The organism is candidate division Zixibacteria bacterium HGW-Zixibacteria-1 (assembly GCA_002838945.1).
GTDB lineage: Bacteria > Zixibacteria > MSB-5A5 > GN15 > PGXB01 > PGXB01.
In genome coordinates, this window is the sequence record PGXB01000038.1 from 1 (window position 1) to 26,620 (window position 26,620).

Annotated in this window: 24 protein-coding genes and 1 other RNA gene; 21 read left to right on the forward strand and 4 right to left on the reverse strand. The window is 48.7% G+C overall.

All coding sequences use genetic code 11. The annotated features are described in order from the left end of the window. Positions 1-177: 177 nt before the first annotated feature. The 4 genes from CVT49_12850 to CVT49_12865 all read left to right on the forward strand — a co-directional run bounded on the left by CVT49_12850 (position 178) and on the right by CVT49_12865 (position 3,794). Positions 178-894: a hypothetical protein gene (locus CVT49_12850; protein ID PKK82568.1), complete on the forward strand. Its 717-nt coding sequence runs from the start codon at positions 178-180 to the stop codon at positions 892-894. A gap of 112 nt (positions 895-1,006) precedes the next feature. Next, positions 1,007-1,876 (forward strand): TIGR00268 family protein, encoded by an 870-nt coding sequence (locus CVT49_12855; protein ID PKK82569.1) that lies wholly within the window; start codon positions 1,007-1,009, stop codon positions 1,874-1,876. After that, a complete protein-coding gene (locus tag CVT49_12860; GenBank protein ID PKK82570.1) occupies positions 1,873-2,631 on the forward strand; it encodes a 1-(5-phosphoribosyl)-5-amino-4-imidazole-carboxylate carboxylase in 759 nt (252 codons plus the stop codon). The genes CVT49_12855 and CVT49_12860 overlap by 4 nt, the downstream gene beginning before the upstream one ends. Beyond that, the gene (locus tag CVT49_12865; protein ID PKK82571.1) at positions 2,628-3,794 is read left to right on the forward strand and encodes a TIGR00299 family protein; all 1,167 of its coding nucleotides are present in this window, start codon (positions 2,628-2,630) and stop codon (positions 3,792-3,794) included. Before CVT49_12860 ends, CVT49_12865 begins: the two co-directional genes overlap by 4 nt. A gap of 55 nt (positions 3,795-3,849) precedes the next feature. On the opposite strand, the gene CVT49_12870 is transcribed toward CVT49_12865, so the two are convergent. Then, the gene (locus CVT49_12870) at positions 3,850-5,709 is read right to left on the reverse strand and encodes a hypothetical protein (GenBank protein ID PKK82572.1); all 1,860 of its coding nucleotides are present in this window, start codon (positions 5,707-5,709) and stop codon (positions 3,850-3,852) included. A 387-nt stretch (positions 5,710-6,096) separates the two neighbouring features. Between CVT49_12870 and ssrA the strand changes: the two genes are divergently transcribed. From ssrA to CVT49_12925, 11 genes are all read left to right on the forward strand, one after another. After that, positions 6,097-6,458: a transfer-messenger RNA gene (gene ssrA, locus CVT49_12875) on the forward strand. A 286-nt stretch (positions 6,459-6,744) separates the two neighbouring features. After that, positions 6,745-6,924, forward strand: coding sequence for a hypothetical protein (locus CVT49_12880; protein ID PKK82573.1), 180 nt, complete (start codon positions 6,745-6,747; stop codon positions 6,922-6,924). 116 nt (positions 6,925-7,040) lie between these two features. Further along, positions 7,041-8,396, forward strand: a complete 1,356-nt coding sequence (locus CVT49_12885) for a phosphohydrolase (GenBank protein ID PKK82574.1) — start codon at positions 7,041-7,043, stop codon at positions 8,394-8,396. Next, the gene (locus CVT49_12890; GenBank protein ID PKK82575.1) at positions 8,383-8,913 is read left to right on the forward strand and encodes a hypothetical protein; all 531 of its coding nucleotides are present in this window, start codon (positions 8,383-8,385) and stop codon (positions 8,911-8,913) included. The genes CVT49_12885 and CVT49_12890 overlap by 14 nt, the downstream gene beginning before the upstream one ends. A gap of 308 nt (positions 8,914-9,221) precedes the next feature. Further along, complete coding sequence (locus tag CVT49_12895; GenBank protein ID PKK82576.1) at positions 9,222-9,602, forward strand: hypothetical protein; 381 nt, start codon at positions 9,222-9,224, stop codon at positions 9,600-9,602. Positions 9,603-9,989: 387 nt separating this feature from the next. After that, positions 9,990-13,706 carry a hypothetical protein gene (locus CVT49_12900; protein PKK82577.1) on the forward strand — a complete coding sequence of 1,239 codons (3,717 nt, stop codon included), beginning with the start codon at positions 9,990-9,992 and terminating at the stop codon, positions 13,704-13,706. A 243-nt stretch (positions 13,707-13,949) separates the two neighbouring features. Beyond that, positions 13,950-14,159 carry a transcriptional regulator gene (locus CVT49_12905; protein PKK82578.1) on the forward strand — a complete coding sequence of 70 codons (210 nt, stop codon included), beginning with the start codon at positions 13,950-13,952 and terminating at the stop codon, positions 14,157-14,159. Further along, positions 14,152-14,841 carry a hypothetical protein gene (locus CVT49_12910; GenBank protein PKK82579.1) on the forward strand — a complete coding sequence of 230 codons (690 nt, stop codon included), beginning with the start codon at positions 14,152-14,154 and terminating at the stop codon, positions 14,839-14,841. Before CVT49_12905 ends, CVT49_12910 begins: the two co-directional genes overlap by 8 nt. 126 nt (positions 14,842-14,967) lie before the next feature. Continuing rightward, positions 14,968-16,257, forward strand: a complete 1,290-nt coding sequence (locus CVT49_12915) for a hypothetical protein (GenBank protein PKK82580.1) — start codon at positions 14,968-14,970, stop codon at positions 16,255-16,257. Positions 16,258-16,369: 112 nt separating this feature from the next. Continuing rightward, positions 16,370-17,503, forward strand: coding sequence for a hypothetical protein (locus tag CVT49_12920; protein PKK82581.1), 1,134 nt, complete (start codon positions 16,370-16,372; stop codon positions 17,501-17,503). Between the two features lie 25 nt (positions 17,504-17,528). Then, on the forward strand, positions 17,529-18,662 hold the full coding sequence (locus CVT49_12925; GenBank protein PKK82582.1) for a hypothetical protein: 1,134 nt from the start codon (positions 17,529-17,531) through the stop codon (positions 18,660-18,662). A 310-nt stretch (positions 18,663-18,972) separates the two neighbouring features. Here the strand turns inward: CVT49_12925 and CVT49_12930 are convergent, their stop codons facing one another. From CVT49_12930 to CVT49_12940, 3 genes are all read right to left on the reverse strand, one after another. Next, complete coding sequence (locus CVT49_12930; protein ID PKK82583.1) at positions 18,973-19,914, reverse strand: glycosidase; 942 nt, start codon at positions 19,912-19,914, stop codon at positions 18,973-18,975. Beyond that, positions 19,911-22,169 (reverse strand): glycosyl transferase family 1, encoded by a 2,259-nt coding sequence (locus CVT49_12935; protein PKK82598.1) that lies wholly within the window; start codon positions 22,167-22,169, stop codon positions 19,911-19,913. Before CVT49_12935 ends, CVT49_12930 begins: the two co-directional genes overlap by 4 nt. Positions 22,170-22,692: 523 nt before the next feature. Next, complete coding sequence (locus CVT49_12940) at positions 22,693-22,935, reverse strand: RNA-binding protein (GenBank protein ID PKK82599.1); 243 nt, start codon at positions 22,933-22,935, stop codon at positions 22,693-22,695. Between the two features lie 325 nt (positions 22,936-23,260). Between CVT49_12940 and CVT49_12945 the strand changes: the two genes are divergently transcribed. The 6 genes from CVT49_12945 (at position 23,261) to CVT49_12970 (ending at position 26,574) form a co-directional block, all read left to right on the forward strand. After that, a complete protein-coding gene (locus CVT49_12945; GenBank protein PKK82584.1) occupies positions 23,261-23,761 on the forward strand; it encodes a hypothetical protein in 501 nt (166 codons plus the stop codon). Further along, positions 23,695-23,994, forward strand: a complete 300-nt coding sequence (locus CVT49_12950) for a hypothetical protein (protein PKK82600.1) — start codon at positions 23,695-23,697, stop codon at positions 23,992-23,994. The genes CVT49_12945 and CVT49_12950 overlap by 67 nt, the downstream gene beginning before the upstream one ends. Before the next feature lie 392 nt (positions 23,995-24,386). Beyond that, the gene (locus tag CVT49_12955; GenBank protein PKK82585.1) at positions 24,387-24,587 is read left to right on the forward strand and encodes a hypothetical protein; all 201 of its coding nucleotides are present in this window, start codon (positions 24,387-24,389) and stop codon (positions 24,585-24,587) included. A 366-nt stretch (positions 24,588-24,953) separates the two neighbouring features. Further along, complete coding sequence (locus tag CVT49_12960; GenBank protein ID PKK82586.1) at positions 24,954-25,217, forward strand: hypothetical protein; 264 nt, start codon at positions 24,954-24,956, stop codon at positions 25,215-25,217. Between the two features lie 69 nt (positions 25,218-25,286). After that, a complete protein-coding gene (locus CVT49_12965; GenBank protein PKK82587.1) occupies positions 25,287-25,871 on the forward strand; it encodes a hypothetical protein in 585 nt (194 codons plus the stop codon). Positions 25,872-25,932: 61 nt separating this feature from the next. Beyond that, positions 25,933-26,574 (forward strand): hypothetical protein, encoded by a 642-nt coding sequence (locus tag CVT49_12970; protein ID PKK82588.1) that lies wholly within the window; start codon positions 25,933-25,935, stop codon positions 26,572-26,574. Positions 26,575-26,620: the final 46 nt, after the last annotated feature.

A 26,620-nucleotide genomic window follows, 5' to 3' on the forward strand; every position in this document is an offset into this window, starting at 1 on the left:
AACATCTGAACACCTCCTGTCCTTCGGGACTCAGGATGAGAAAGAATCATAATAATAGTATCCTTTCTCCGTGTCCACTAAATCGGGGGAACTTCATGTTATGCATATATACGCGGTGGAATTCCCATTATATTATGTGTCACCCTTTGGGATATGACCAAAGAACGACCCGAATTTATGGGTGCCCATGCTGTCACAATTACTGGATTTAGTCTTGGCTTGCCAAATGCAAATCCCGTTGGCGAATATGGATTCATGCTGCGCTCTTCAAAAATAAATGAAATATATGCTCATGATGACCAAATTGGCCCCTTCGCAAGGATGATATTTGACGGTGAAACCATAGAGATAGATGGGGAAATACACAAATCACTTCGCACGTCATGGAGAGATAAAGAGGATACAGGACCAATCGGTAGTGGTCGGGCAATTCCTCATGTTCTTTATATTCCACTTTATCATAAAGTACGAATACCATATTCGACAATTCACGACAATGTCAATAATTTGAATACTCTTATCGAAGTATTTAGGCTCGCAAAAAAAATCCATCTAACTTGCAGTTTGGACTGGGATATATATCTCACTTCTGTAAATTCTTTAAAGGAAGAAGTATTTAAATCGACATTATTGGAAGAAAATAAAAAATTGCAATGCCTCTTGGAAAGAATGCCTCGTTTTATATGGCGGGCAATTGCTATGGAGGGCGCAAATCCGGTTCTTGAGTTTCTATTTGATGCCACAGATATTGAACAAGGTCCATTAATGACATGTACAATTGAATATGATGATAAAATCGCTGCTGTTATGCGTGAAGTGTCTAAAGAAATGAGCCTACATCCCGAATATCAGTCTGCCTCAATTTGGCCAATTATTGAGTATTTTTCCAAATAAATAAGTTTCTTTTCACCTTTTTGGTTAATTAATAAAGTTAATCAAATCATTATCCATCGAAATTGATTCAAAGCCGTATCTTAATTGTGTCTTTTAATATGGTGAAAAGGATATGCAGAGTATAAAACAGTATCAGGAAAAAGCCAATCATCCCAAGGGGCTGGCGGCCAAAGTGCAGAAGCTGATGAAACAATTGGCTTCGCTCGACAGCGCCCTGATCGCCTATTCCGGCGGGGTCGATTCGACCTTTCTTCTCAAAATCGGCGCCGATGTGCTGAAAGATAAATTGACGGCGGTAACCTCACATTCGGAAGTGACACCGCCGGGAGATTTCGAACAGGCCAGCGCTTTTGCCGAATCGCTCGGGGTGAAATATATCGTTATCAAAACCGATGAACTTGCGGATGCCGAATTTACGGCCAATCCGATCGACCGGTGCTATCACTGCAAGCACAAGCTTTTCGAGAAATTATCGGAAATCGCCCGCGAACATAAAATCAAATGGCTCCTCGACGGCGCCAATTTCGATGATCTCAGCGACTACCGCCCCGGCGCCAGAGCGGCGGGTGAATTCGGCGTTATCAGCCCGCTGAAAGAAGCGGGGCTGACCAAAGACGAGATCAGGATTCTCTCGAAAGAGTTGAATCTTCCCACGTGGGACAAACCGGCCTCGCCCTGCCTGGCGTCGAGAGTCCCCTATGGGCAGGTTATCACGCCGGAAAAACTGTCGCGGATCGGACAGTCGGAAGAGTACCTTCGGACATTGGGGGTACGGGAACTGCGGGTGCGTGATCATGATGATGTGGCCCGGATCGAGATACCGCCGGAAAGTATCAATCTTTTTCTCGATGAATCAATCCGTGAGAAAATCATTGATAAATTGAAGTCTTTCGGTTATAAATATGTGGCGCTGGATTTGCAGGGATTTCGATCCGGCAGTCTGAATGAAGTCCTGAAAAACAGATCCACCCGGCAAGAATGAACAAAGACAAGATAAAGCAGCTTCTTCAGGATTTGCATGACGGCAAAATGGATGTCGATCACGCAATGCATCTTCTGAAAGGTTTCCCCTACGAAGATCTCGGTTTTGCCAAGATCGACACTCATCGCGGTATCAGAAGGGGTTTTCCCGAAGTAATTTTCTGCCAGGGCAAGACCATCGAACAAATCATTGCCATAATCAATCGCTTGTCGGAATCCGAGCATCTGGTCATGGCCACCCGCGCTTCAAAAGAAATTTTCGACGCGGTCGATAAGGTGCGCGATGATGCATCCTACCATGAAGCCGCCAGAGTTATCCTGATCGGCAAAATGCCCGAAAAGAAAACGGACAGGTCCGTTGCGGTGATCAGCGCCGGGACTTCGGATATCCCGGTGGCCGAAGAAGCGGCGGTGACGGCCGAGGTGATGGGCAACCCGGTCGAGCGGCTGTATGATATAGGAGTCGCGGGGGTGCATCGCCTGCTTGACAACAAAGAAAAACTTTTCAGCGCCAATGTTATCGTGGTTGTGGCCGGCATGGAGGGAGCGCTGGCCAGTGTGGTCGGCGGTTTGGTGGACAGACCGGTCGTGGCCGTGCCGACCAGTATCGGCTACGGGGCCAGTTTCAGCGGTATTGCGCCGCTCCTGTCGATGCTTAACTCCTGCGCGCCCGGCGTGGCGGTGATGAATATCGACAATGGTTTCGGCGGCGGATATTTTGCCGGATTGATTAATCTGATGGGAGAGAAAAGTTGAAAGCCATCTATTTCGATTGTTTCGCCGGTATCAGCGGCGATATGACACTGGGAGCTTTGGTTGACGCCGGGCTGGATATTGAAAAACTCAAAACGGAATTGGCGAAACTCAAACTCGAAGGGTACACTATCACCACGGAGAAAGTTACCAAGAACGGTATCACCGGTACAAAAGTGAATGTTCAAATAGAAGAACAGAAAGCTCACCGCCATCTAAAACATATCAATGAAATTATTGATAACAGCGATCTTGGCGATGACATAAAACAAGCGGGCAAAAAGATATTTCTGCGTCTGGCCGAGGCCGAAGCCAAAATTCACAATACCACCATAGAAAAAATACATTTCCATGAGGTGGGCGCAATCGATGCCATTATCGATATCGTCGGAAGCGTGATCGGCATCAAACTGCTCGGTATCGAGAAGATATATGCCTCGAGAATCCATGTCGGCCGCGGCTTTGTCGATTGCCGGCATGGGAAAATTCCTGTCCCCGCTCCGGCCACGGTGGAACTGCTCAAAGATGTTCCGGTTTTTTCAACCGGTATCGAAAAGGAACTGACCACACCGACCGGAGCCGCGATTATTTCTACCCTGGCCGATTCATTCGGGAATCTGCCGGCCATGAATATCGGGCAGATCGGTTACGGCGCAGGTACCAGTGATCTGGAAATACCCAACCTGTTGCGGGTGATGATCGGTGAAGTCGCCAAAAGCGATTATGAAACCGACGCGGTTACGGTTATTGAGACCAATATCGACGACATGAACCCGGAGTTCTACGAATATGTCTCGGAGAAATTATTCAAGCAGGGCGCGCTCGATGTTTATACTTCCCCTGTTTACATGAAGAAAAGCCGTCCGGGGGTGCTTCTGAGTGTTATTGCCGATAATGACCGCATCGACGATATCATATCGATTCTCTTTTCGGAAACCACCACCATCGGCGTCAGGATGCATCAGGTGGAAAGAATGAAACTTCAACGTGAAATTACAACTGTCAATACTATCTATGGTGATATTCGGGTAAAGATAAGTAAGTACAAAGGGCAGATCAAAAATATTGCACCCGAATATGACGACTGCAAAAAAATAGCCGACGAAAATAATATCCCGCTTAAAGATATCTATGATGCCGCAAAAAAGGCCGCTCCTGTTGAGTAAATATTTTTAATTTACCCCTGGTATCAAACGTCAAGGTTTGATACCAGAGTGGCGATTATTTCAACAGAAGCATCTTGCGCGCTGCAGTGGCCCGCTCGGTCTGTATCCGGTAAAAATAAACCCCGCTGGGCATTTTCCGGCCGGCATCATCACTCCCGTCCCATGCAACTTCATATTCACCGGCCGCGCTAAATTCATCGATCAAAGTTGTTATTCTCTGCCCGAGAATATTGAATACCTCAAGTTTGACTTCCGTGGCCCGGGTCAGGCTGAAGGCCAACCTTGTCGAAGGATTAAACGGATTCGGATAATTCTGGTGCAGGATGAAATCCTTCGGCAACAGATCATTATCGGGCGGGTCGCCGATACCGAGCGGATCGGGCTGATGGAAATCGGGAACACCATCACCTTTGTAGCAAACGGTGTCCTCGCCGCAGAGGAAAAATTTCCCGCGGTATGCATCGCCGTCGGTATCGACGCCGGGATTATCATACACCCAGTCGGCCCAGACCGCATTGAAGGCGATATCGGTGAAGTTTAAATAATTAGAGTAAGCCTGCGGATTATAGGGATTGAACAGTGAATCGAAAGCATTGCACTCGGTATGAAAATTCTCGCCGGCAACATAGGCAAAGGCCAGCGGAAGCATCTCCCCCGGCCCGATGTCGAACGGTCCGACAGACAATAAATATCTGGTTTCATAACCATCTGCGAAATCCAGAGACATGGCTGTTATTGCAGGAGGCAGCCACCCTTCGGCTGTATGATCGACTGCGTCAAATAACTGGTCATAATCTATTTCAGGATGGCTCATGATATAATATTTGTTATGATCCCCGATCGGTGTTCCCAATTGCTGGCCCGCGACCGGACCAAAATTCCGGAATGGATCTGAGATGGTACCCTGTTGGCGCGGCCCCCAGTCAAGACTCTTATCATAATTCGAAAACCAGTAGTTGAATGAAATATTGGCCGATTCCGAAGGAGTTCGCAGGATGCTTACACCGGTTACAGAAGTCAGCGAATTATTATCGAAGGGGCAGACCGCGTCGTCTTCTTTGCCGTCATTGTCGGCAGTCCAGGCCAGATTGATGGTATCCATAAAACCGCATCCCAATTGAGATTCAACCGTCTTTTTGAAACCGCAAATATCATCCAGAAAACCCATTTGGGAGTTCTCTCCCCTCACATCGCCATCAACCAGTATACCCAAATATACTTTTTCAAGTGGCACGGTTCCGATGTTTTCAATATTGTAATCAAAAATAACGAAATCCTCGGCATATGGCCCGCTCCAGGCATAACTTTTCTGCGTCACCTGAATATTGAGCGGTACATGCGGCCCATCAATCGGATCATTGTCAACATAACTCGGATCGACTAAGGTGTCGAAATATGTTGCAATAAAATCCTGTTCGGAGACGGCGTTTTCGGCGTCGGGCCCATTGATCGAGCGATAGACAATATCGCCTTCGGGCCAGACATCGGGCCACATTTCCCTGACCAGAAACCACCCATCATGGCCAACCGATACCAGGGTGTCATCGCCGACAACCGCCCCGACCCAGAAGGCTCCGGCAAAAAGATATTGAAGCCCGCTTCCGAGCGGGTACTCGCAATTTGGAGCCGGAAGGCCATTAGCCGGATTGAGAATATTCTGCCCCATGAATCCCGTCCCGATCTGGGCCACATTCGAAATCGTCAGGCCGATTTGGCCGACATCGTGGACGCCGATCGTGACATATGGTTCGGTGGTGCTGTCGGCGGCAATCTTGCCGATATGACTTGGTTCGAATTCCGGTACTCTGGCCATGATGTCCGGCGGCAGAAGCAGCATCGCCAGAATCAGCAACACCGGCATAACCGCCAGTCTTTTATCAACTTGGCCTTTCATAATTATCCCTCCTGTTGACATAATGACTTCTTGAAATCTATTTCAGGATTTCCCTCTTAAACCTAAGACGATTGATTTATTGAATGTGTAAAATATTTAAATAATCGACAATCGCACATATTTTTGACATGACCATATCAGGCGGCCGCCAGTTTAGGCGGACCTGAATGTGAAATCGGGTATTGGAATTAAGGCGATTGACATTTCGGGGTAGTTATTTATATTGAATATGAAACCGATTATATCGGTATAACGTTATAGAAGTGCTGATCTTTGACAAAAAACTGTTTACTTTTGGCCTTTGGTAACGGCTCAAGGATGCTAATTCGGGAAAAATCTCGCAAAGGCAGACCGAAGGCCAAAACAGGCGTTATGCCTGCTTAAGGCCAAAAGCAGGCATAAATGCCTGGGGGTGAAATGGTTTCGACGGGATTGGTGAGGGATTGTCGGCGTGCCGAGGGACTCCGGATTTCTCGAAAAACATCCGGTACACCATATAAATGGCGAATACAATTATGCCATGGCTGCCTAACTAATAATTAGGTAACCCGTTCCACCTGCCTGCCGCCTTTCCGGGCGGGCTGGAGCGACGGTCAGGAAGGCTCGGTTGACCGAACGCCTTTACGGGAAACTTAAAAAATAAAGGCTGGCGCCGGTTGTGGCCTGCCGCTCGGCAGCAATCGGAGCGAGAATAAAAGAGTCGGCTACGCACGTAGATGATGATCTGGCACCCTTTTCGGACGGGGGTTCGACTCCCCCCACCTCCATTAATATTTTTTAGCCCATGTTTTGGAGCGCTTAGCCAAGCAATGAGTTTGCCGACAATTGAAATCGGTGTAATTCTAGAAATGGAGTTCCACATGAATTTTAATCTCGCAATGGTTGCGTCCTTGATGGTGGGAGCATCGCTCCTGGGAGGGGCTGGTCAGCAGCCGTTTTCAACATTAAGTGAGTCTGCAGTTCAACGCTGATACTAGGCTGTTCTTTATTATATGGGAGTGAGCGATCGGGCGGTGCAATTCCGCCCCCTCCCACCTATTATTAATCAAACATGAAATGGCGGAATACCTGGGCGTAAAGGTATCCACTATTTATCAGTGGACACATATCGGATTTATTCCGCATATGAAGTTAGGTAGGCTTGTTCGCTTTAAGGAGAATGACGTTTTAAAGTGGCTTGAATCCAAGAACGATAATGGAAGAAAAGCAAAGAAAATCGAGCTTAATATGCTGTAGATATGTGGCAAATGTTTAAATATTGCGAAGTGATAATAATGTGATTAACTTGTGATTTGAATATCTATAACTTAACTCTTTATTGATTTGAGAGAATTGTAGAAAAGGTCAAAGCTGTGAAAAAATATAGACATGAAGTCAAGGACCCTATTCATGCGTTTATCCAGTTTGATGAAGATGAACGCAAAATTATCAATTCACTTCCTTTTCAAAGACTGAGAAATATACATCAGCTATCATTATCTTTTATGGTTTATCCTGGAGCTACTCATCGGAGATTTGAGCATTCTCTTGGAGTTATGGAACTAGCTGGAAGGGTTTTTGATGTAATTACGTCCCCTTATAAAATAAGCGATGAAGTTCGTGGTCTTTTTTCCGATTGTGATGTTGACCTCAATGACAATTCTGTTCTCAATTATTGGAAAAAAACACTTAGAATTGCTGCCCTTTGTCATGACATGGGTCACCTTCCTTTTTCTCATGCAGCAGAAGATAAATTGTTGCCAGTGGAATGGGATCATGAAAGAATGACTAGAGAAATCATCGAAAAAAGCGAAATAAAGAATATCTTAGAAAACGAAGTTTCTCTCGTTATAAAACCAGAACATGTAGTTAAGCTGGCAATCGGCCCCAAAAAAGCAAAGGATTTAGAATTTAATGATTGGGAAATATTATTATCTGAAGTCATTGTTGGTGATGCTTTTGGTGTTGACAGGATGGATTACCTTCTTAGAGATTCTCATCATTCTGGATTAGTTCATGGCAAATTTGATCATTACAGACTAATTGATACTCTGAGAATTGTTACACCGCCAGCAGAAACTGACAATGGCGAAAAATCTAAAGAACCTTCCCTTGGAGTAGAAGAAGGCGGACTTGTAACATCAGAGGCATTGTTATTATCTAGATATTTCATGTTTTCACAAGTGTACTTTCATCCAGTCACTAAGATTTACGATCTTCATTTAACTGATTTCCTTGTAGAGAATAGAAATGGGCAGCTGTTTCCAACAATTCCTGTTGATTACATGATGATTACCGATAATGAAATTATGATGAATATGTATAATGCCGCAAGCAATAAAGATGAAAAGGGGCATAAACATGCCAAACGAATAATAGGAAGGGATCATTTACGAGTATTTTATCAAAGATATCCCAGTGATTTGAGCCGAAATAAAAATGCCGTTAAAAATGTGTTTAACGCAATGCGTAATAAATATGGTGAAGATTTTGTTAGATATTACCATATGCCAGCTAAAGGCAAACCAGCTAGTTTTTTGGTTTATCAAAATGACGATCGGGCAGACTATGCATTAAACCTTTCAAAGGTAATTGAAAATATACCAACTCCCGAAAATGAGGTTGTTTATATCGATAAATCAATAAAAGATGAAGCCAAAAAATGGCTTGCGAAAGACCGTGAAAATTTAATAAATTTTGAATTGGAGGAAGAAGATGCTGACAAATAAGTCTAGTGCGATAGTATTAAAGTTAATAAAGGAACTGAAAAGATTTGGGTCTTGGTGCGGTGAGACTCATGTTCAAAAGACTATGTATTTTTTGCAGGAGGGTATTGGAGTCAATACGGACTTCGATTTTATTCTGTATAAACATGGGCCTTTTTCCTTCAATTTAAGTGACTTATTGGTTTCATTGCAGTCCAATGATGTTGTTAAGTTAATTCCTCAACAATATCCTTATGGGCCAAGCTTTGCATTGACAGAAGATGGTGAATCACTCCTTGAAGAATATTCAGACAAATTGGGAGATGATGGTTCTAAGATAGAGCAAATAGCACTAAAGTTGGGCAATAAAAAAGTCGTTGAGCTTGAAAGGCTTGGGACGGCTCTTTATGTCAGCAAAAAAATGGATAGTGATAACAGCATTGACTTAAAGGCAGATGAGATTGTTCGCTTAAAACCCCATATATCTCGCCCTAGTGCAATTTTGGCTCTTAATGAAGTGTGTGAAATATTGACCACATAATCTATAAAACACAATATATTTTATGCCATATTTGTGCCATATTGAGGTCAAAACAACCTAAAACAGACACAAACATATAAAACTAAATAAAAATTGGAATCTCAAGGTAATCAACGAGTTGCGCTGTAATTTAATGTGTCTCTGAAGGTTACAAAAACAGCCCATTTCGACTCCCCCCACCCCCAATTTTTTTGCAGAGGCAACTGTGGACGGGCTTTCCATATATCGCCGAACAGAAAGGACAATAGACCATGGAGCCAAACCGGGCTATGCAAATCATGGGGCAGGGTTACGTTTGATCGGAATCCGTGCTCCTGGCCGTGTGCCAGGAATTTGAAATAGAAAACGAGATCATTCCCCGGATCGCCGGCTGCTTTGGCGGCGGGATCGGCAACACGGGGTCTGTCTGCGGCGCCGTCGTCGGTGCCGTGATGGCCATCGGCCTCATAAAAGAGCGGGGCACTACCATGGAGGACTGGCTGCGCCTGGCGGCGGTGGCCCAGGAGTTTCGCCGCCGTTTCGAGACCGAGATGGGGACCATCAACTGCCGCGAATTGACGGGGGCGGATTTGAGCACAGCGGAAGGGCGCGAGAAACTCATGGGCTCTGACATAGGCCAGACGGTTTGCTTCCCGGCGGTTGGCACGGCTTTCCGACTGGTAATGGACCTGCTAAGGGAAGCCTCGTAGCCACAGGGTCGTAGCGTTCGCGCCGTTGTCGGGCGACCGCTTCAAGGATGATCTCTAATGTCATGCGCCTTGACAAAAGGACGACTTCAGTATCCGAAGACAATAGCCAATGGCTCTGAGATCAAAGAAAAGTAGTTACAATATGACGTAAGTCCTTGTACCACAAAGCAAATTAGAAGCTTGAGTCATGCTTCAGTGGCAGCGCGATTGCCTTCAATAATACAAATTACGGATTAGCGGCGGGTTCGGCCGCCAACTTATACCATAACAGTCCATTTTCCCGCAAGAAATCGCTTGATATTATCCGAAATATAGCTATTTTAGGCGAAATTATTCGGCACGAAAGTGAAGTTTCTTTGGGCGATAAAGTTATATCATGGGGCGACAATGAATGATCGGCGAGATTACCGATATTTAATTTACCTGCTTTTCATATTTTCCGGTGTCTCCGGACTGATTTATCAGATCGTCTGGACCCGGCTGCTTGTCCTGGTGTTCGGCAATACGATGATGGCCACCAGCACGGTCCTGAGCGCCTTTATGGGCGGACTGGCCGCCGGAAGTTATGTTCTCGGCAAGTATATCGACCGGCGTCCTCGGCCGCTGCTAAAAGTATATGCCGCTCTCGAAGCAGGTATCGGTCTCTTTGCCGTGGTCTTCCCCCTCGCCCTTGATATCGCAACGCCCATGTATGCCGGACTTTATACGGCCCTCGAGGGTAATATCGTCCTCCTGAACCTGTTTCGATTCGCGGTTTGTTTTGTCTTGATAGGCTTGCCGACCTTCCTGATGGGTGGAACTCTGCCGGTTCTTATCAAACGCTTCACCGGATCCGATGACTCGATCGGTTACCAAACCGGCTTTCTCTACGGCCTCAACACGGTCGGCGCCGTAATCGGCACCTTTGCCTGCGGCTATTTCATGCTTCGCCTGCTGGGCATGCAGAAAACCACCTGGGTGGCGGTAGCCATCAACCTGGCTGTCGCGGTTGTTGCCTGGTATCTCGGAAGAACCGCCTCGGAATCGGCGGACAGTTCAAAAGCGGTTACCAGTCCCGCCAATGATGATTTCGAAGAGGCATCGATTTACGGCAAAGCGACCATCCGGATGGTTTTGATAGGCATCGGTCTCTCCGGTTTTTGCGCCCTGGCTTACGAAGTATTCTGGACGCGAATGTTGAATCTCTTTCTTCACAACAATGTTTACTCGTTCACGGCCATTCTGGCGACTTTCCTGATAGGCATCGCAACCGGCAGTTTAATATACGCCCGCTTCCTTTCGAAAATTAAGCAGCAAATCGGCCTCTTCATCTGGCTGCAGATCGGGATAGCCGTGATTTCATATTCGACACCATACATATTCCGGATTCTTCATTCCACCCTCTTTAACAATTTCAGCGAGGCCCTGACGCTGGCCAAAACAGCCGTTATCATGATCGGACCGACGATCATGATGGGTGTTGCGGTACCGCTGGCGATTCAGATTTGCCGCCGGGGTGCCAATCGTGAAGGAACCAGCGTGGGAACGGTATATGCCGCCAATACGGTGGGCGCGATTATCGGGGCCTTTGCGGCCGGTTTCATTCTGCTGCCAACAGTGGGCCTGCATCTGGGTGTTATAATCGTCGCCGGATTGAACCTGCTGGCCGGTTTTCTGCCTCTGATGTCAGGCGCCCGCAAGAAGCTGCGTCCGGCCTGGGGAGCAGGTTACGCGGTTATAATTCTGGTGATGTTTTTATCCGCGCCGCCGGATTTGTTCAAGAGCCTGTTTCAAAACGCCCATCCCAACGCCGATATCATGTTCTACAAAGAAGGCAAAGTCGCCAATGTCCTGGTGTATGATTTCAAAAAACTCGGCTATAAAGATTTTCATCTCAATGCGGTAAATGAGGCGTCATCGAGGTTATGGCACGTCCAGCTATTCAAGATGCTGGGATTGCTGCCGGCGCTGGTGCATGAAAATCCGACCGATGCTCTGATGGTTGCGTTCGGGGCCGGCATGTCGGCGGGGGCCACTGCAAGGGTAGTGCAATCGCTCGATTGCGTCGATTTGAATCCGGACATCGGCGGTATCGCCGAAGCTTTCACGCGGGAAAACCTGGATGTCATCAACCAGCCCAATTTCCATAAAATCGTCAATGACGGCCGCAATGCGCTCCTTCTGAACCCTCGCAAGTATTCGCTCATCATCTCCGATGCCACCAATCCCAAGATGTTCGATTCATGGACATTATATTCACAGGAATTTTATCAGCTCGTCAAGGACCGGCTGGAACCGAACGGCGTCTTTTGTCAGTGGGCGCTGATTCCTTTGCCGGGAGACGCCATAAAAGTAATCCTGAACACTTTCCGATCCGTTTTCCCGCACATGAGTTTCTGGGTGATTCACGGCTCCACCCAGGTACTTATGCTGGGTACACCCGAGCGTCTTGAAATCGACTACAACGAACTCAGCAAAAGGCTGGAACCTCTGTACGAGGATGCCGGGCTGGCGGAATTCGGGGTGGATACGCCGGAAAAGTTCCTTAGCTTCTTCATGCTGGGTGAAGACGGGCTGGCTGAATTGCTTGACGGCTTCGACAAAATCAGCACGGATGACATGCCTCATGCTCAGTTCCACGTTGAACAGGACCCCGAAGGAATCAACAATTGCCTGGATTTGGTCAAATACCGGAAATCGATTCTACCGTACATGAAACGATCCGAATCGCTTCCTGCGGCATTTGAGAGTACCATGGCGGCGTATGCCGATATTGCCGCGCGGCTGGATGTCGGATTTTTAAAAAGTGATCGACTCATGTACGCTGAAGCGGCGGTGATATCCGATGATGCCGGCCTGAATGATGCCAATGTGGCCCACATGCTGAATCATTGCCCGGAAAAGAAAAGGTATTTCCGGGAAAGGATCGGTCTGTATCCTGATGATGTAACCGCCCGCAACTGGCTCGGCAATATCTATCTTCTGGACGGGGAGTTCGATTCTGCAAAACAGGAATTCGAGAAAACGATTGCGCTTAAACCGGATCACACATTCGCAAGAATGAACCTGGCCCTGACCAATCTGGAAACCGGCCGCCTTGATGAAGCTGTCGCCGGATTCCTCGAGGTTCGCAAACTATGCCCGACTAAAAGCATATTGAACTCGATCGAGGTGCAGCTTAAGAAAATTCGTATTCTCAGGAAATTGCAGTACCAGCCGAATTCAGTCGAATTGTTGCGGGAGCTGGGACTGGCGTACTACAGTGAGGGCGAAATTTCGAAAGCGGTGCATACTTATCGGGAAGCCGCCAAATTGAATCCCGGCAATGAGACAATCTTGTACGATCTCGCCCGTATATGTGAAAATCACGGCTTTATCGAAGAGGCCGCCCGTATCTATGGGCAACTGGCCGCGACGCAGTCCCAATTTTCCTTCAAGAATGATCAATACCATAATCTTCTTCAGGATACTACGCTTCTTCGTCAGTGGCGCAATAACAGGTTCGGAACCGTACCTTTGAAAATTGAAAAAGATACTGATGCCCAAACCCACCCCGCAAGCTGCGATAAGGCACTGGCGCTATGGAACGATGTCGATCCGGATGGCGCCGCCGATATGGACAAGCTTCGAGAAGCCGCGGAACTATATGAGCAATCGACAAAGACTAAACCGGATGATCTTCATGCCTATCTCGACGCCGCCATGCTCTATGAAGCCGTGGGTGATTTTGATCATGCCGCCGACCTCTGGACGCAGGCATCACAGATCGCAACAGACCAGCCCGTTTACAGGATGCAGGCCGGCCGGTTGCAGACCCTCGCGGCCCTTAAGAGCGACAATCTGAATGATTCCGAAAAAGCGGCCTTATTGAAGAAAGTCGGCGATCTTTATCGGGGAATCAATCAGCCCGAACAGGCTCTTGAGTATTTCCATCAATCAACCGCTGCCGACTCCTCGCAGGCGGAGAGTTGGTTGAGCCTGGCCGAAACCGCCACCGAGGTGGGGCTGTACCGTGAGGCCATTTCTGCCGCCGACAAAGCTCTGACCCTGCAGCCGAGTCTCGAATCCGCCAAGCACATTAAGAGTATGCTTGATATGATCGTTAAGCGTTCGTCTATTCGTTGAACTCGACTCCGCAGGCTTATGCTCATCCTTTCTTTTCTGTAAGTCTATATCCCTCAATAGAATTGAGCAATCCTACACCATTTTGGCCCCAATTTTGTCACGACGACAACACGGAAATTGTGTTTTGATTTTTCCTACCGGTGTAAAATATTATTGTCACAATGTAAATATTACTTGACATATTGTCGATAATAATTTACAATTCCATAAAGGCAAACAATTCAAACGCACTTGAAGGCGCAGATGAAAACGAATCTTAGAAAATATAGATTTGAGCGAGGTGAACTCAGCCAACAGCAACTCGCCGATATGGTTTCGGTGTCACGACAGACCATAGTCTCAATTGAGAAAGGTGACTACGCCCCGTCAGTGAAGCTGGCTTTGCTTCTGGCGGAGACACTCGAAACTACTGTCGAAGAACTTTTCGTGCTGGAGGAGAAGGACCATGTTTAAGAAAGATCAGATATTCTGGTGGGCGAGCGGCATCTTCGTTGCGGCGCTGGGGCTATTCGCGGCAACACAGGACCAGTCCTGGCTGACACTCATGATAGCTTCCTATCTCCTGCGTCCAAGTCTGGCATCACTCGGAGTCGGTCGGAAGAGAATCGATGAGCGTCAAATGACGATTCATTACCGTTCGGGCAATATTGCGTTCGCCGTTATGATGATTGCATGCGTCATTGCGGCCATCAAACTTGCAGCTGAAGACAACCATGCGTATGAACTCTTCGCTATGGCCATTGTCATCGGGCTTGCTGCCAAAGCACTGTTAAATGTGATCCTGGTAAAGGATTTCCAAAAGGCACCATCTCTGATCATAACCTCTGTTGGTCTCCTGATAGCGCTATTTGGATTTTTGGAAGGAAGTCCACCATTTCAGGACAAGCTGATGGATGCACTTCCCGGAAGTGCAATTGCTGTCGTCGGCCTGCTGTCCGGGAAATACTTCAGACCGATTGGAATAGTGATCCTTGCCGCGACCGCGCTTCTGCTCTGTGTGATTCTCGGCAGAGGACTCGGCTGGGCACAGATTGGAACGGCTGCGGTTGTTGGTGTGCCCCTGATACTTGCGGCTCTGTGCCTTTTCAGGCAGGACAAAATCGACAGCGATTCAGAACCGCAAGGTACGAAGTGACACATTAACTGAATCAGGCAAAGAACAGATGAAACCGCTCGCAATAGGAAGTGAAACCGGCGCTTCTTCTGGCAGAGAAGCTCGAAACTGCCGTTGAAGAACTGTTTTTGCTGGAGGATAAAGACTGTGTTTAAACGAGACAAGATTTTCTACTTCGCCTGTGGGCTTTGCTGTGTCGGCGTAGCACTGGCGGTTATGGGCTACGAATTTGTATTGCTATTATTCGTCGCCGCCTATTTGCTCCGTCCTGCACTTCATGAATTTGGGATTGCCAGGCAATACGCCGATGAACGTCAACTTACTATTCATTCCCGGTCTGGCAACATCGGATTCATCGTCATAATACTTGCGGCTGCGGGGTTCGCTCTCTGGAAAGCCTCGCGCGGGGAATCGTCCGGCGGACTGCCAGAGCTGATCTTCATCGGCCTCGCTGCCAAGGCAATCACGGGGCTAATAATGGTTGGCGAGTATCGAAAGGCCGGCGTTGTGATAATTAGTGCCGTAGGGGTGTTCCTCGCGCTGTTCATCATCGCTGAAGGTGGGTTCTCTGTCGCCTCGATATTCGGTATCGTTGTGGGGGGAATCATTGTTGGACTGGGTCAACTCGCACGGAAATTCCCAAAGGCAATGGCTTTCCTTCTGGCCGCAGTAGCAACCGGGGCAATCTTCGCTTTCGATCTCTATGATTTTCGGGAAGTAGGTACGGGTTTATGGTTGCTCTTCATAACGCCAGTAGTAACTGCATCAGCCTGCTTGTTTCTGGGAAGAGGCGATCGGGAGGAGGAAGTGTCTCCCCGACTCAGAGCTGGAGTCTTTGGGACTCTGGGAGCAGGCGCGGCAGTGGTCTTTACATTGGCCATGATTTTTGGTGGTCGCAATGAACCAATTACGAGTCGGATGACAGCCGCACCGGATGGGAAAGTGGTAGAAATTCAAGACATTTCCTGTGTAGGCTCGGTCGAATACTACCAGAACGGGAAACTGACGTCATGCACATTAGGACGCGAAGACACACTATCCGGACAGCCGCTTCCAGCCGGTACTGTCGTTCATTTAACCTCCGATGGTTACCTCGACTGGTGCTTTCTCAAGCAGAACACCGAAATCCAGGGACATCTTTGCCGGGGCGAAAAGGACGGATTCATGACTGGTTTTCATCCGAATGGACAACTGAAGACAGCCTGGCTGGCACAAGATGAAATCATACAGGGGATTCCTTGCGCCAAGTTCCAGTTTCTATCTGCTTTGTTGAATTGGGTAGCGGGTTATAAGGACGGCAGTACTGTGTTTTATGAAAACGGACTATTGAGATACTGTGAACTCTCGGAAAACTTCACCATTGAAGGGCAGAGATTCAAAAGAGGGGATGCAGTAAGATTTGATCGTGATGGAAAGTTAGTTGGAGACAAGAAGTAGGAACAATTTGGAGTCGCCGTGTACTGACGGATTATCGCTAACGACTGGCTGGATAGCCCGCATGTAAGGAGGTCCGCCGCCGGCCCTTCTGAAAACCTGAGAGGAGTTTTTTATGAAACGTTTCACTCAATTTCTAGTGGATGATCTGCTGCAAAGTTTGCTGGCTCGGCTCTTTGGGGCTGTAGCAATCATCATTGTATGCGGTGGTGTTGCTTTAAGCGGTGATCTCCAATCGGATGACGCAGTCGCTAAGGCGTATCAACTGCGGCTGGACGGCAAGGTGGACGAGGCAAGAACTTTGCTTAATGATCACATCACCGCAAACCCCGCAGATGCCGCCGGGTACTATGAACTTGCCAGAGTGTATTACTATATGGGTCCCGGAGATTTGAAGAATATCCAAAGCACTATCGAAAGTGGTGAGAAATCAATTCAGAAAGCCGTAGAGCTTGATCCCAGCAATCCTGTCTATCGGTACTTTGCCGCCCAAGTGACATTCTTCAAGGCCTATGTGCCTATACAAAGCGATAAGGAACACGCCAAGGAACATCTGGCGGCAGTCTGTCTCGCTTATGAGGCCGTCCTCGAATCGAAACCTGATTACGGTGAACCAATGCTGAATCTTGTTGAGCTATACGGCGGGTTGCCGGAAGAACTGGGCTTGGGCCGGGATACGGCTAAGGCGGCTCAATACGAAGCGAGATTACAGGTCATTGACCCTGTTCTTGCGGGCAAAGGACATTGCATAATGATGCCCGATGACTTTGATCGGATTGCTTACTGGAAGGATTTGGCAAAGCAGCACCCGGGAAATATGCGGGTGCTTGAAGAATTGGGGAAAACATGTCTCCGGGAAGGCAAAACCGATCAGGGCGTGAAATATCTTGAAGAAGTTATGAAGGCGGAACCTTCAAATTCGGTTCTTTATCTTATCATCGCCAATCATCACATCATGAAAATATGGCAGGATGAACAAGCTAAAGGAACCTCTATTCCCCTGGCGATAACGGCCCTCAATGATTTTTTGGCGACTAAACCGATCGCGCCGTTAAAGGCGTACGCCCTCGGTCTGTTGGCCAAACTCAATTATGCCCAGGAGAAGAAAGCCGAAGGTGACAAATACCTTGAGCAAGCCAAAGCGACCGATGCTTATTTCTCCAAGGCTTCTGGTATCCCGTTGGCTGATCTGTTTGTACCGCCGGGAGAGATATCACACAATCACACGTTTCTATATAAGCCATTCTGATCCGTAAGAGCCGGGGACACCATTCATGAGCACAAGACCGCTGACATCTCGCGCAAGCATTGCCATTCTAGTATTGTTGGCAAACGTTTTGTCGACGAACACAGAAGCTGGTGAGGTCTCCCAATCCATTCAGGACTTCACAAGCTTAGCCTGGGAGTCAAGCCAGCGAATGTTCTATGCTGATCCTTACTGGCGCGGTGGTGATTGTGCGTCATCAGTAGACTTGGGTGAAGGTCGTGTACTCTGGCTGTTTGCGGATAGTTACATTGGTGTGAAACCACCTTATAACAGAGATTACTGCTGCGTTAAGATGATCCGAAATTGTCTTGGAATTCAAGAGGGTTACGATCCGTCAACCGCCGACTTCACAGTTTTCTGGCGTGGAACAAGAGATACCCCAGGAGCTTTCTTCCCCGGCGATGACACAAGCTGGTACTGGCCCGGTAATGCCGTGAGACTCGACAGCTTCCTCGTAGTGTTTCTAATGCATGTCTGCCCCAGCGATTCCGGTCTCGATTTCAGACCGTGTGAGCACTCCACACATGCTGCTTTCCTTGTAAGCGATCTTGATGGAGATCCAGGTGAGTGGACTATATCGCCATTAAAACTGCCTGAGAATAAATATGGGATGATGCTGGGGGCAGCTACATTAATTGAACTGCCATACCTTTATATGTTTGGTGTCAAAGAGCCCGGCGATCATACAATGTATCTGGCTCGTTGGCATGTTGACAGCGTGGTGACAGGGTCTACTAGTGCTATTCAATGGTGGACAGGGCAAAAATCTACCTGGGTACTCAATTCGGAATTAGCTTCGGAGCCGCTCATGGTGTTCCCCGAGGGCGCCACCGAACTGTCCGTGGTCATTGACACGCTCACAGACCAGTATCTCGCGATTCAGACAGTAGGTTTCGGCCCTGCCGACATAATGATGCGTACAGCGCTGGCCATAACCGGGCCCTGGTCGGATTTGCGATTAGTGTACGAGCCCCCTGAGAAGGTAATGCCGGGTATCATGATTTATGCGGCAAAGGCTCACCCTGAAATCGTGGGGGCGGATATAATAATCACATACAATACCAACGCGCCGATCGAGATGATCATAAGCGACACAACCATTTACTATCCGAGGTTTTTAAGGCTCGATTGGAGGGAGTGAACATGACCCTGTATGATGCTATTTGGTGTCAAATCTAACGCTTTTATGGAGGGAAAACGATCACAATTTGGCCGCATCAGACTTGGACCAAAATGGTTCAATAGACGGCACAGTCTTATCTGCCAATGCCCCGGCAATGGCTGCGGAAGCATCTCCGTCCGCAGGTTGAGCGGTTCTGTTTTTCATCCGTCAACAATTCCGCGCGTCGGTCAGAGGGCGGACCCGACCATCGCCAACACCGGCTATTGCCCGGCGCCCGGTGTGATATTCGAACGCGATAAACCTGGCCTCGAAGCCAATCCCCGGGATCTTAGCTGTCTTTTTCAAGCCAATCCAACATAGTTAGAATACTTCCGGTGGCCAGAGCTATGCTCGTGTCGGCGGCTCCGTAATAGACATGGATGGTGTCGCCATCGGGAAGAATAGTATGGCCACAGGGAAAGACGACATTTCCGACGTCACCATGCAGCTCGTAGGATTCTTCGGGACCAAAGATCCACTGACTGCCGCGTTTGAGGCACAATTCGGGATTTTTCAGGTCGAACAGCGCGAGCCCGAGTCGATATATTGCACCTGCGGCGGTCTGCCGCACGCCATGGTACATCACCAGCCAGCCCTTAGGAGTTTCTATGGGCGGGGACGAGAGGCCTATCTTGTTTGCATCCCACCACCCGCCACGCCGAGCCTCAAGCATCAGTTTGTGACTGCCCCAGTGTGTTAAATCGGGCGAGTAAGATATCCACATATGCGCTCTGGGCGAACTGACCGGCCGGTGAATCAGCGCCCACAGACCGTCGATACGGTGCGGCAACAGGGTCGCATCCTTATCTTCCGGGGACATAATAATCCCATAGCGGTTGAATTTATGGAAATCCGTGGTAGTCGCCAGTGCCACTCCTGGTCCATCGCGAGTGAAGGCGGTATAGACTATGGCATATTGACTCAGTTCCGGGAGATAGGTGATGCGCGGATCTTCAATGCCCCAGATCTCCTCAGGAAAATGTTCAGGGTCCGGCATCATAGTCGGCTGTGGGTCAATCCGCCAGCCGTCCACGCCATTGGCTGAGCGAGCCGCGCAGAGGTGAGACTGCCCGCGCCGATCCTCTACGCGACATAAGAGCAGTGTTGTACCATCAGCCAACAATGTGGCACCGGGATTAAACACGCTGTTGACGGGGTAGGGCCAGTCAGCAGCCGTTATGATCGGATTGAGTTTGTGACGTTGAAGAAGCTCGGGGTGTGTATTGCTCATCTGGATCGCGTCTCCATAGGTTTAAAGGTGTTCTCCGCCAAGCGCAGTTCCAGTAAGGACTGGAGAAAAGCGAGGGTCGACTCCGCGCCGAGATTCTCGTTGGGGCGGTCGGGATGCAGACCATCGCGGCATCCACCCGTAGTTGGGTCGTAGATCGATAGATTCAGGTCGTTGCGCCCGAGGAACCATTCGAAGGCGCGTTGGGCTTCCTTGCGCCAGCGGATGTCCAGCGTGATTCTATAGGCTTCGAGGCAGGCGGACACCATCGCCTGACCTTCCACGGGCTGTTGATCAAAGCGGGCGCGTTCACCACCTTGCGGATAAAAGCCGTTGGATCCGATGGGGACAAAATGCCCCCCCTTGCTGGCTCGCTGTATGTTGGTCAGCCATGCAAGTGATTCCAGTCCGGTTTCAATCATTGCTGTACTCTGAACGGATTGTCCGCAGATCAGCGACGCGTGCGGCAGAACGGCATTGCAGTATGTAAGTCCCTCTTCGTACCAGCGCCAGTCATCCGAGCGACAACGTTGATACAGGGACAGGAGCCGCTGGGACAATTCCTCCTGGATCTGGCTGGCGCGACGATCGCCGGCAAAGCGGCGGAGGTATTCATGGATGCCGATGAGCGCAAAGGCCCAAGCCCGAGGACTGGTTGTGTCGAGAATAGCGGGCATGGCCTGCTCGAACAGCCAGCCGGCCATACTATGGAGCGTCGGTTTATGGGAACGGCCCAGGACAGTGCCAAGAGCCCACAGAGCGCGGCCATGGCTGTCGTCTGAACCATTCGCTTCCAGCCAGGTACGCTGGTAAGTCATGAAGTTGCGAAAGCGTCCGGTCTCGGCATTATATGCGTACCAGATGAAAGCGAGATAACGTGAGGCCAATTCGAAGGCCTCTTGATTACCCAAATCCTCCAGAAGAGCGCTTACAATAAGAGCACGGGCATTGTCATCCGTGGTGTACCCCTCATGATAGTTGGGGATCGTAAAGATGGCGTGCTGCAGAATGCCCGTTTCGTCAGTCATGTTGCGCAAATGATCAAGCTTTAGAGGCGGCAGTTCCCCGGGATGTTTATCGAGGGCTTTGACCGTAAAGCCCGGGCTGCTGAAATGACGACGTTCGGCCCGAGCGCGTTCGAAGGTCTCGCGGTAACGGCGCGCCACCTGTGGCCAGATCATCTCTCTCCCGAACATATAGGCCCGTTTGCGCATCGCATGACGTTTGGCTTCGTCATTCAAGAGATCAATGACTTTCTGAGCAAGTGCCGGCGGGTCACGAAACGGCACCAGGACTCCTCGCTCTTCAGCCAGCATTTCCTCGGCGTACCAGTATGGTGTCGAAATGACGGCTTTCCCGGCGCCCAGCGTGTAGGCGAGTGTACCCGAGGTGATCTGCGCCTGGTTGAGATAGGGAGTAATGTATATATCCGCTGCTCCAATAAACTCATTCAGTTCTTCCAAACTGACAAATCGGTTGTAGAAGATGACATTGCTCTCCACGCCTCTCTCGCGAGCCAGCCACTGCAGTGAAAGCCGGTATGCCTCTCCATCGATCTCTTTAACGTGAGGATGGGTCTCGCCCAGGATCATATAGACCACGTTGGGATGATCAGCCAGAATGGCGGGCAGGGCCTCGATGACATTCTCGATCCCCTTGCTTGACGAGAGCAGCCCGAAACTGAGCAGGACCATTTTCCCTTCGATTCCAAACAGATCTTTGTGAAAACTCGGGTCAACAAAAGGCACATCCGGGATGCCGTGGGGAATAATATCAATTTTGTCAGAAGACACATGATAAATTTCTATCAGAAAATCTTTGGCGCGCTGACTCATGACAACAAGCCGATCTGAGAGATCCACAACTTCCTCCAACACCAATCGTTGATCTGCATCCGGCTCGACCAGAATGGTGTGCAAAGTCGTGACAATTGGCATGCGTAATTCGCGCATGAGAGCGAGGATGTGGCTGCCGGCCCGACCGCCGAAAATGCCGTATTCATGCTGCAGACAGACAAGGTCGACATTATTGATATTCAGAAAGTCGGCTGCACGGCGATATGATTCAATGTCTTTTTCCATGAGTTCATAGCGAACGCGACTGGGATATTCGTAACCATCATCGGTGTCATTGACCGGAAGAGCGATACATGTCGTCCCCCCATTTTCGGCAGCGACGGCTTCACACAAATCGGTGGTGAAGGTTGCGATACCGCATCGGCGCGGCAGGTAATTGCCGATGAACGCAATTCGCTTGATGATCGGGCTGGCTGAGTCATTCTGCAAAACGAGTATTTCCTTTCCGGCGATCACTACGCCAATATGACCGTTTCCATTGGCGGAACGGGTAGCGAAAAAAATCGGCCACTAAATTCTCCGCCACCAAAGGAAGCAACAATTGCTATCACAATATATCGTGAACGTCTGGATGCGCAATCGTCCAAACGATTGAAAAGGGAACTAGTCCCCGAAGCGTGAGTGACATCCCCGCTGACTATTGACCGAGATCAGTGTGGTCCCGGTCGTTATAGTCTGCCGGGCACTGTTCACTGCCTGGCAGAATCCTCTGAAGGACAAGTCGGCTGGTCCCGGTGGCTAAGGTCAACGCGAGAAAACCGGGAATGAGCCCTATAATGATCCATGCTACTGGTAACATAATTTGTACCTTTCTTTAGTCATCCAAGAATCTCGACGTACCCAGTACAGATAGCAAAAGGAGCCCGGCGATAACCGAGACTCCAATAATTCTTAAGACTGACTGTTCCTGTTGCTTTCCGTTGACTTAGCTTCTTTTGGCTTCATTCACCCTCATTAAACTCCCGCCCAACTCCTTGCCGTGCAGACTGTCGATTGCTGCTTGGGCGTGTTCATCTGAGGACATTTCAACGAAGGCAAATCCCCTCGACTTGCCACTTTCTTTGTCGGTTACAATATTAAGCGAGGCTATTTCACCAAATCTGACGAAAGACTCGCGAAGTTGTGATTCGCTGGTCTCGCGAGATAGATTTCCCACATAAATCTTCATACTATTCTCCATTGGTACCTGACCGAGCACATTTATCTATATCGGCTCCGGACAGGGTAATTGGGGCGCGTTATAGCGCTATCGTCACCTGATTAATGGTTAGACAAGGATTGTATGGCCGTGACAAAGCTTGAGAAACGGTCAATTGGGAACTATAAGTCCATATATGTATACGCCTGAACCCCGCAGACGCCCCGGTTTATTTTCTTCATTTATGATATAAACTGAAAGACAGGCATGTCAAATATTGGGGAAACGTATGCAACATAAGCACTTCCTGATCATGCGCCTGTTTTTATTTTCTGCTTGACAGTGTCTTGCCGACATTTTATATTTTAATAGGTTTAACCAACAATTCGTTGCGGAGAAATCATCAGTGTCGAAGATCCGGGTGCTTTTGGTAGAAGATAATCGCCTTCTGCGGGAGGGCATCTCGGCCATGCTCAACGAACAGCCGGATATCAGGGTCGTGTCGGCAACGGGCAATGGCGATGCTCTTGCAAAAGCGAAGAAAATCATGCCGCATGTGGTTCTCCTTGATATGGGCCTGAGAAGCCAGAACAGCCTGCGAGTTGCGGAACTTATCAAACGGGAACATCCCAAGGCCGAGATTGTGGTGACGGATCTTATTCCGGTCCAGAGTGAGGTCGTGGAATATGTCAAGGCGGGTGTTGCCGGCTTCATCCTGAAGGATGCTACCATTGATGATTTTCTGCATACGATTCGGTTGCCCAGGGAAAGAAGGTCTTGCCGCCGCCGATGGCGGGCTCATTGTTTTCTCAAATCGTCGAGTATGCCGTTAAAAGCGGGAAAGCGGATCGATTGATGAAAGCGGTCAAACTGACCAAGCGGGAACACGAGGTGGTTAATCTTATCGCAAGGGGCATGAGCAACAAGGAGATCTCCTCAGAACTCAACCTGGCTGTGCATACCGTCAAGAGCCATGTCCATAACATATTGGATAAACTGGCTCTCCATACCCGGTTGGAGCTGGCCAGCTTTGCCCTTACCGAAGGAATGGTCAGGAAATCAGGCGGCGAAGATTCAAAAGCTATGTAATATCGTCTCAATCTTAGGAATTAATCCCATTTTCAATCTTCCGGTCGATTGACTCTGACTTTCATTTCAATATATTTATATAACGCTAAGCTACATATGCGATTTGAACCATTTGAAACGCTGCGTCGAGGCGACAAAGGTATTGAAATGGATAAGTATTTCAAGATTTTTATGGCCGCCCTTGTTATAACGCTTTTCATCGGGGATTTCGCGCTTAGCCAAATCATACCATAAAAGGGCGGCAGTAAAGACTCAGAGCGGATGGGGCTGAAGCCCGAGGGTGTGTTTCGTAACAGTTGTCCAACTGAATTGTACACCCGATAGCATTGAACCGGGTCAATCTAATATAGGGGTAATTTCTACAGGAAAATTGTAGTGAAACGGTAAACCATATGATAGAAGCAAAGGTCTTGGCTGTCGATAACCAGATAATCAGCCTTGAAATTCCCGGCGAGTTAATATTCCGGTCCCGATATGTTATAAATGGAAAGCATGACCTTCCGCAAACAGGAAGTACTGTATTAATAAAATTCGTTCGACATGGCCAGCCGCCATTGGTCAGGATTCACCGGATGGGCGATCCACCAGGTTAATGCCCCTGCCGCAGTATTCTCCCAGGCAGGAAATTAAACAGTGGGGATTCAAAGGCAAAGCGAAAATAACTCATCCCAAGGGTTTAGCTCTCTTTTCAATCCTTTGGCCGATTGCGCAATTATCTAAATTACGTATATTATATTGTCATTTGCGTTTAAGGTGCGTATGGTCGGCACCTGCAACGCAGGTCAGACAACTACGCCCACGCGCACTGACAGGCTTTTGAATGGGGCACGCTTGCCAATCATCCCAGCGCAAGATCAAGCTGCAACCAGAAAAACAAATGACCGGGTTATCAGTGGTAACCTGGTGCCGTCGCCGGAGTCGGCGAAGTAAAAGTATCGTGAAGAAAGGAAGACAGATTTATGCTTACCATAACAAAACGATCGGGCCTGGAAGTCGAGTTTCACACGGGCAAAATCGCCAATTCGATGATGAACGCCGGTATCAGCCAGGAAACCGCTCAAAAAGTGGCGGATAGTATCCTATATCATGAGGGCATAACCACGTTGGAGGTCCGGAATCGCGTTATTGGCGGGATAAAGAATCGCGAGCCGCAGGCCGCCAAGCAGTTCGAGTCGTATCCGAAAAAAGCTCATAAAACGTACTATGATACCCATTTGGATTAAACGGCGTTGAATTTGGGAGACAATGACACAGCCCAATCATGTCAGCAGGCTCAAGAATGGGACCGGGATATGAGACAGAATAAGACGGAAAATAAAAACTTTGAAGAGTATACTTTCCCTCATCTTGAGGATATTTATCGTACAGCCATGTACCTGTTGGACAATGAATCCGACGCGCAGGACCTGGTCAGAGAATCCTTTATCAAAGCATATGAGTCATGGCATGAGGGCCGTTTCGATCCGGGTTGCCGCATTTGGCTTTTCAGGATAATGGTAAATGTTCTTATCAAGAAACATTGGTTATCCCCCAATCCGTCATCTGCGATAAATTACACCGATGAGGTCGATGGCTATCTGATGTATTCCCGGTGGGCAAAGCAACAGTCGATTGACAGCACCGGTCAAGTTCCCTTTTCAACGATATCGAAGGATGATGTCAAAAAGGCCATTAGAGACCTGCCCGATAATATCAGGTTGATAATCGTCCTCTCTCTGCTGGAGGATTTTTCTTACCGGGAAATAGCCGAGATTGCGAATATTAATTTGGATACCGTCAAATCCAGACTGAATCGGGGCCGCAAACTCATGCAGAAAAACCTCTTCGATCACCCAATTCGCGAAAGCAATTATGCCATACCCCACGGGCGAAGATAATAGATCAAGATTTAATCAATAATCTGCATTTACAATAGATCAAATTTCAAAAGGAGTAAACATGTTTAAGTCAATCAGTCTGCTTTTGTTAGTTTCGCTGGCGCTCTTTATGGCGTCCTGCAAGACTGACAACAAAACCGACCAGCAGACCAACGCAACGGCTGACGATAAGGCGAATGCGACTACCTACGTTACGATGCCGGAAAGCACGGCCATCGCCGTCATCCTCGTCGATTCGATCGATACCGATATTCACGTATCGGGCGATGAATTTCGCGCCAGACTCTCCCGTCCAATTGTCGTAGATGGACACACCTTGTTTGAGAGCGGCGCCCCGGTAGTAGGAATACTGGACAAAGTGGTCGAGTCCGGTCGACTCAAGACCCCTGCTGAATTGAATTTCAGTCTGACTGCTATTCAGGACGAAAACGGGAACTGGATCGATGTGGGTACTGACATGATCCTGAATAAAAAGGGGTCGCATACGAACAGAGAGGTCGCCATGATCGGAGGCGGGGCAATCGTCGGCGGCATTATCGGCAAGATAATTGACAGGAAAGGCAGCACCGAAATTGGGGCCGCGGCCGGTGCGGCTGCCGGCGCAGGCATGTCCGCCGCCACCGGTAAGGACGACATCTTTTATGGGGCTGGTTCGGAAATCGTGTTCTTTTCGAGTCAATCGACAAGGATCGCTGTTAGATAGCAGCGGCGCATGTTGACACATGGTCAATCATCGAATGTATTAAATA

Excerpts from the sequence above, each read along its gene's own strand:
- CVT49_12940 (PKK82599.1), bottom strand. The coding sequence starts at position 22,935 with ATGAAGATTTATGTGGGAAATCTATCTCGCGAGACCAGCGAATCACAA.
- CVT49_12930 (PKK82583.1), bottom strand. The coding sequence starts at position 19,914 with ATGAGCAATACACACCCCGAGCTTCTTCAACGTCACAAACTCAATCCG.
- CVT49_12925 (PKK82582.1), top strand. The coding sequence starts at position 17,529 with ATGAGCACAAGACCGCTGACATCTCGCGCAAGCATTGCCATTCTAGTA.
- CVT49_12870 (PKK82572.1), bottom strand. The coding sequence starts at position 5,709 with ATGTCAACAGGAGGGATAATTATGAAAGGCCAAGTTGATAAAAGACTG.
- CVT49_12910 (PKK82579.1), top strand. The coding sequence starts at position 14,152 with ATGTTTAAGAAAGATCAGATATTCTGGTGGGCGAGCGGCATCTTCGTT.
- CVT49_12950 (PKK82600.1), top strand. The coding sequence starts at position 23,695 with ATGGCGGGCTCATTGTTTTCTCAAATCGTCGAGTATGCCGTTAAAAGC.
- CVT49_12900 (PKK82577.1), top strand. The coding sequence starts at position 9,990 with ATGAATGATCGGCGAGATTACCGATATTTAATTTACCTGCTTTTCATA.
- CVT49_12960 (PKK82586.1), top strand. The coding sequence starts at position 24,954 with ATGCTTACCATAACAAAACGATCGGGCCTGGAAGTCGAGTTTCACACG.
- CVT49_12965 (PKK82587.1), top strand. The coding sequence starts at position 25,287 with ATGAGACAGAATAAGACGGAAAATAAAAACTTTGAAGAGTATACTTTC.
- CVT49_12890 (PKK82575.1), top strand. The coding sequence starts at position 8,383 with ATGCTGACAAATAAGTCTAGTGCGATAGTATTAAAGTTAATAAAGGAA.
- CVT49_12970 (PKK82588.1), top strand. The coding sequence starts at position 25,933 with ATGTTTAAGTCAATCAGTCTGCTTTTGTTAGTTTCGCTGGCGCTCTTT.
- CVT49_12860 (PKK82570.1), top strand. The coding sequence starts at position 1,873 with ATGAACAAAGACAAGATAAAGCAGCTTCTTCAGGATTTGCATGACGGC.
- CVT49_12855 (PKK82569.1), top strand. The coding sequence starts at position 1,007 with ATGCAGAGTATAAAACAGTATCAGGAAAAAGCCAATCATCCCAAGGGG.
- CVT49_12905 (PKK82578.1), top strand. The coding sequence starts at position 13,950 with ATGAAAACGAATCTTAGAAAATATAGATTTGAGCGAGGTGAACTCAGC.
- CVT49_12955 (PKK82585.1), top strand. The coding sequence starts at position 24,387 with ATGATAGAAGCAAAGGTCTTGGCTGTCGATAACCAGATAATCAGCCTT.
- CVT49_12850 (PKK82568.1), top strand. The coding sequence starts at position 178 with ATGGGTGCCCATGCTGTCACAATTACTGGATTTAGTCTTGGCTTGCCA.
- CVT49_12920 (PKK82581.1), top strand. The coding sequence starts at position 16,370 with ATGAAACGTTTCACTCAATTTCTAGTGGATGATCTGCTGCAAAGTTTG.
- CVT49_12880 (PKK82573.1), top strand. The coding sequence starts at position 6,745 with ATGGCGGAATACCTGGGCGTAAAGGTATCCACTATTTATCAGTGGACA.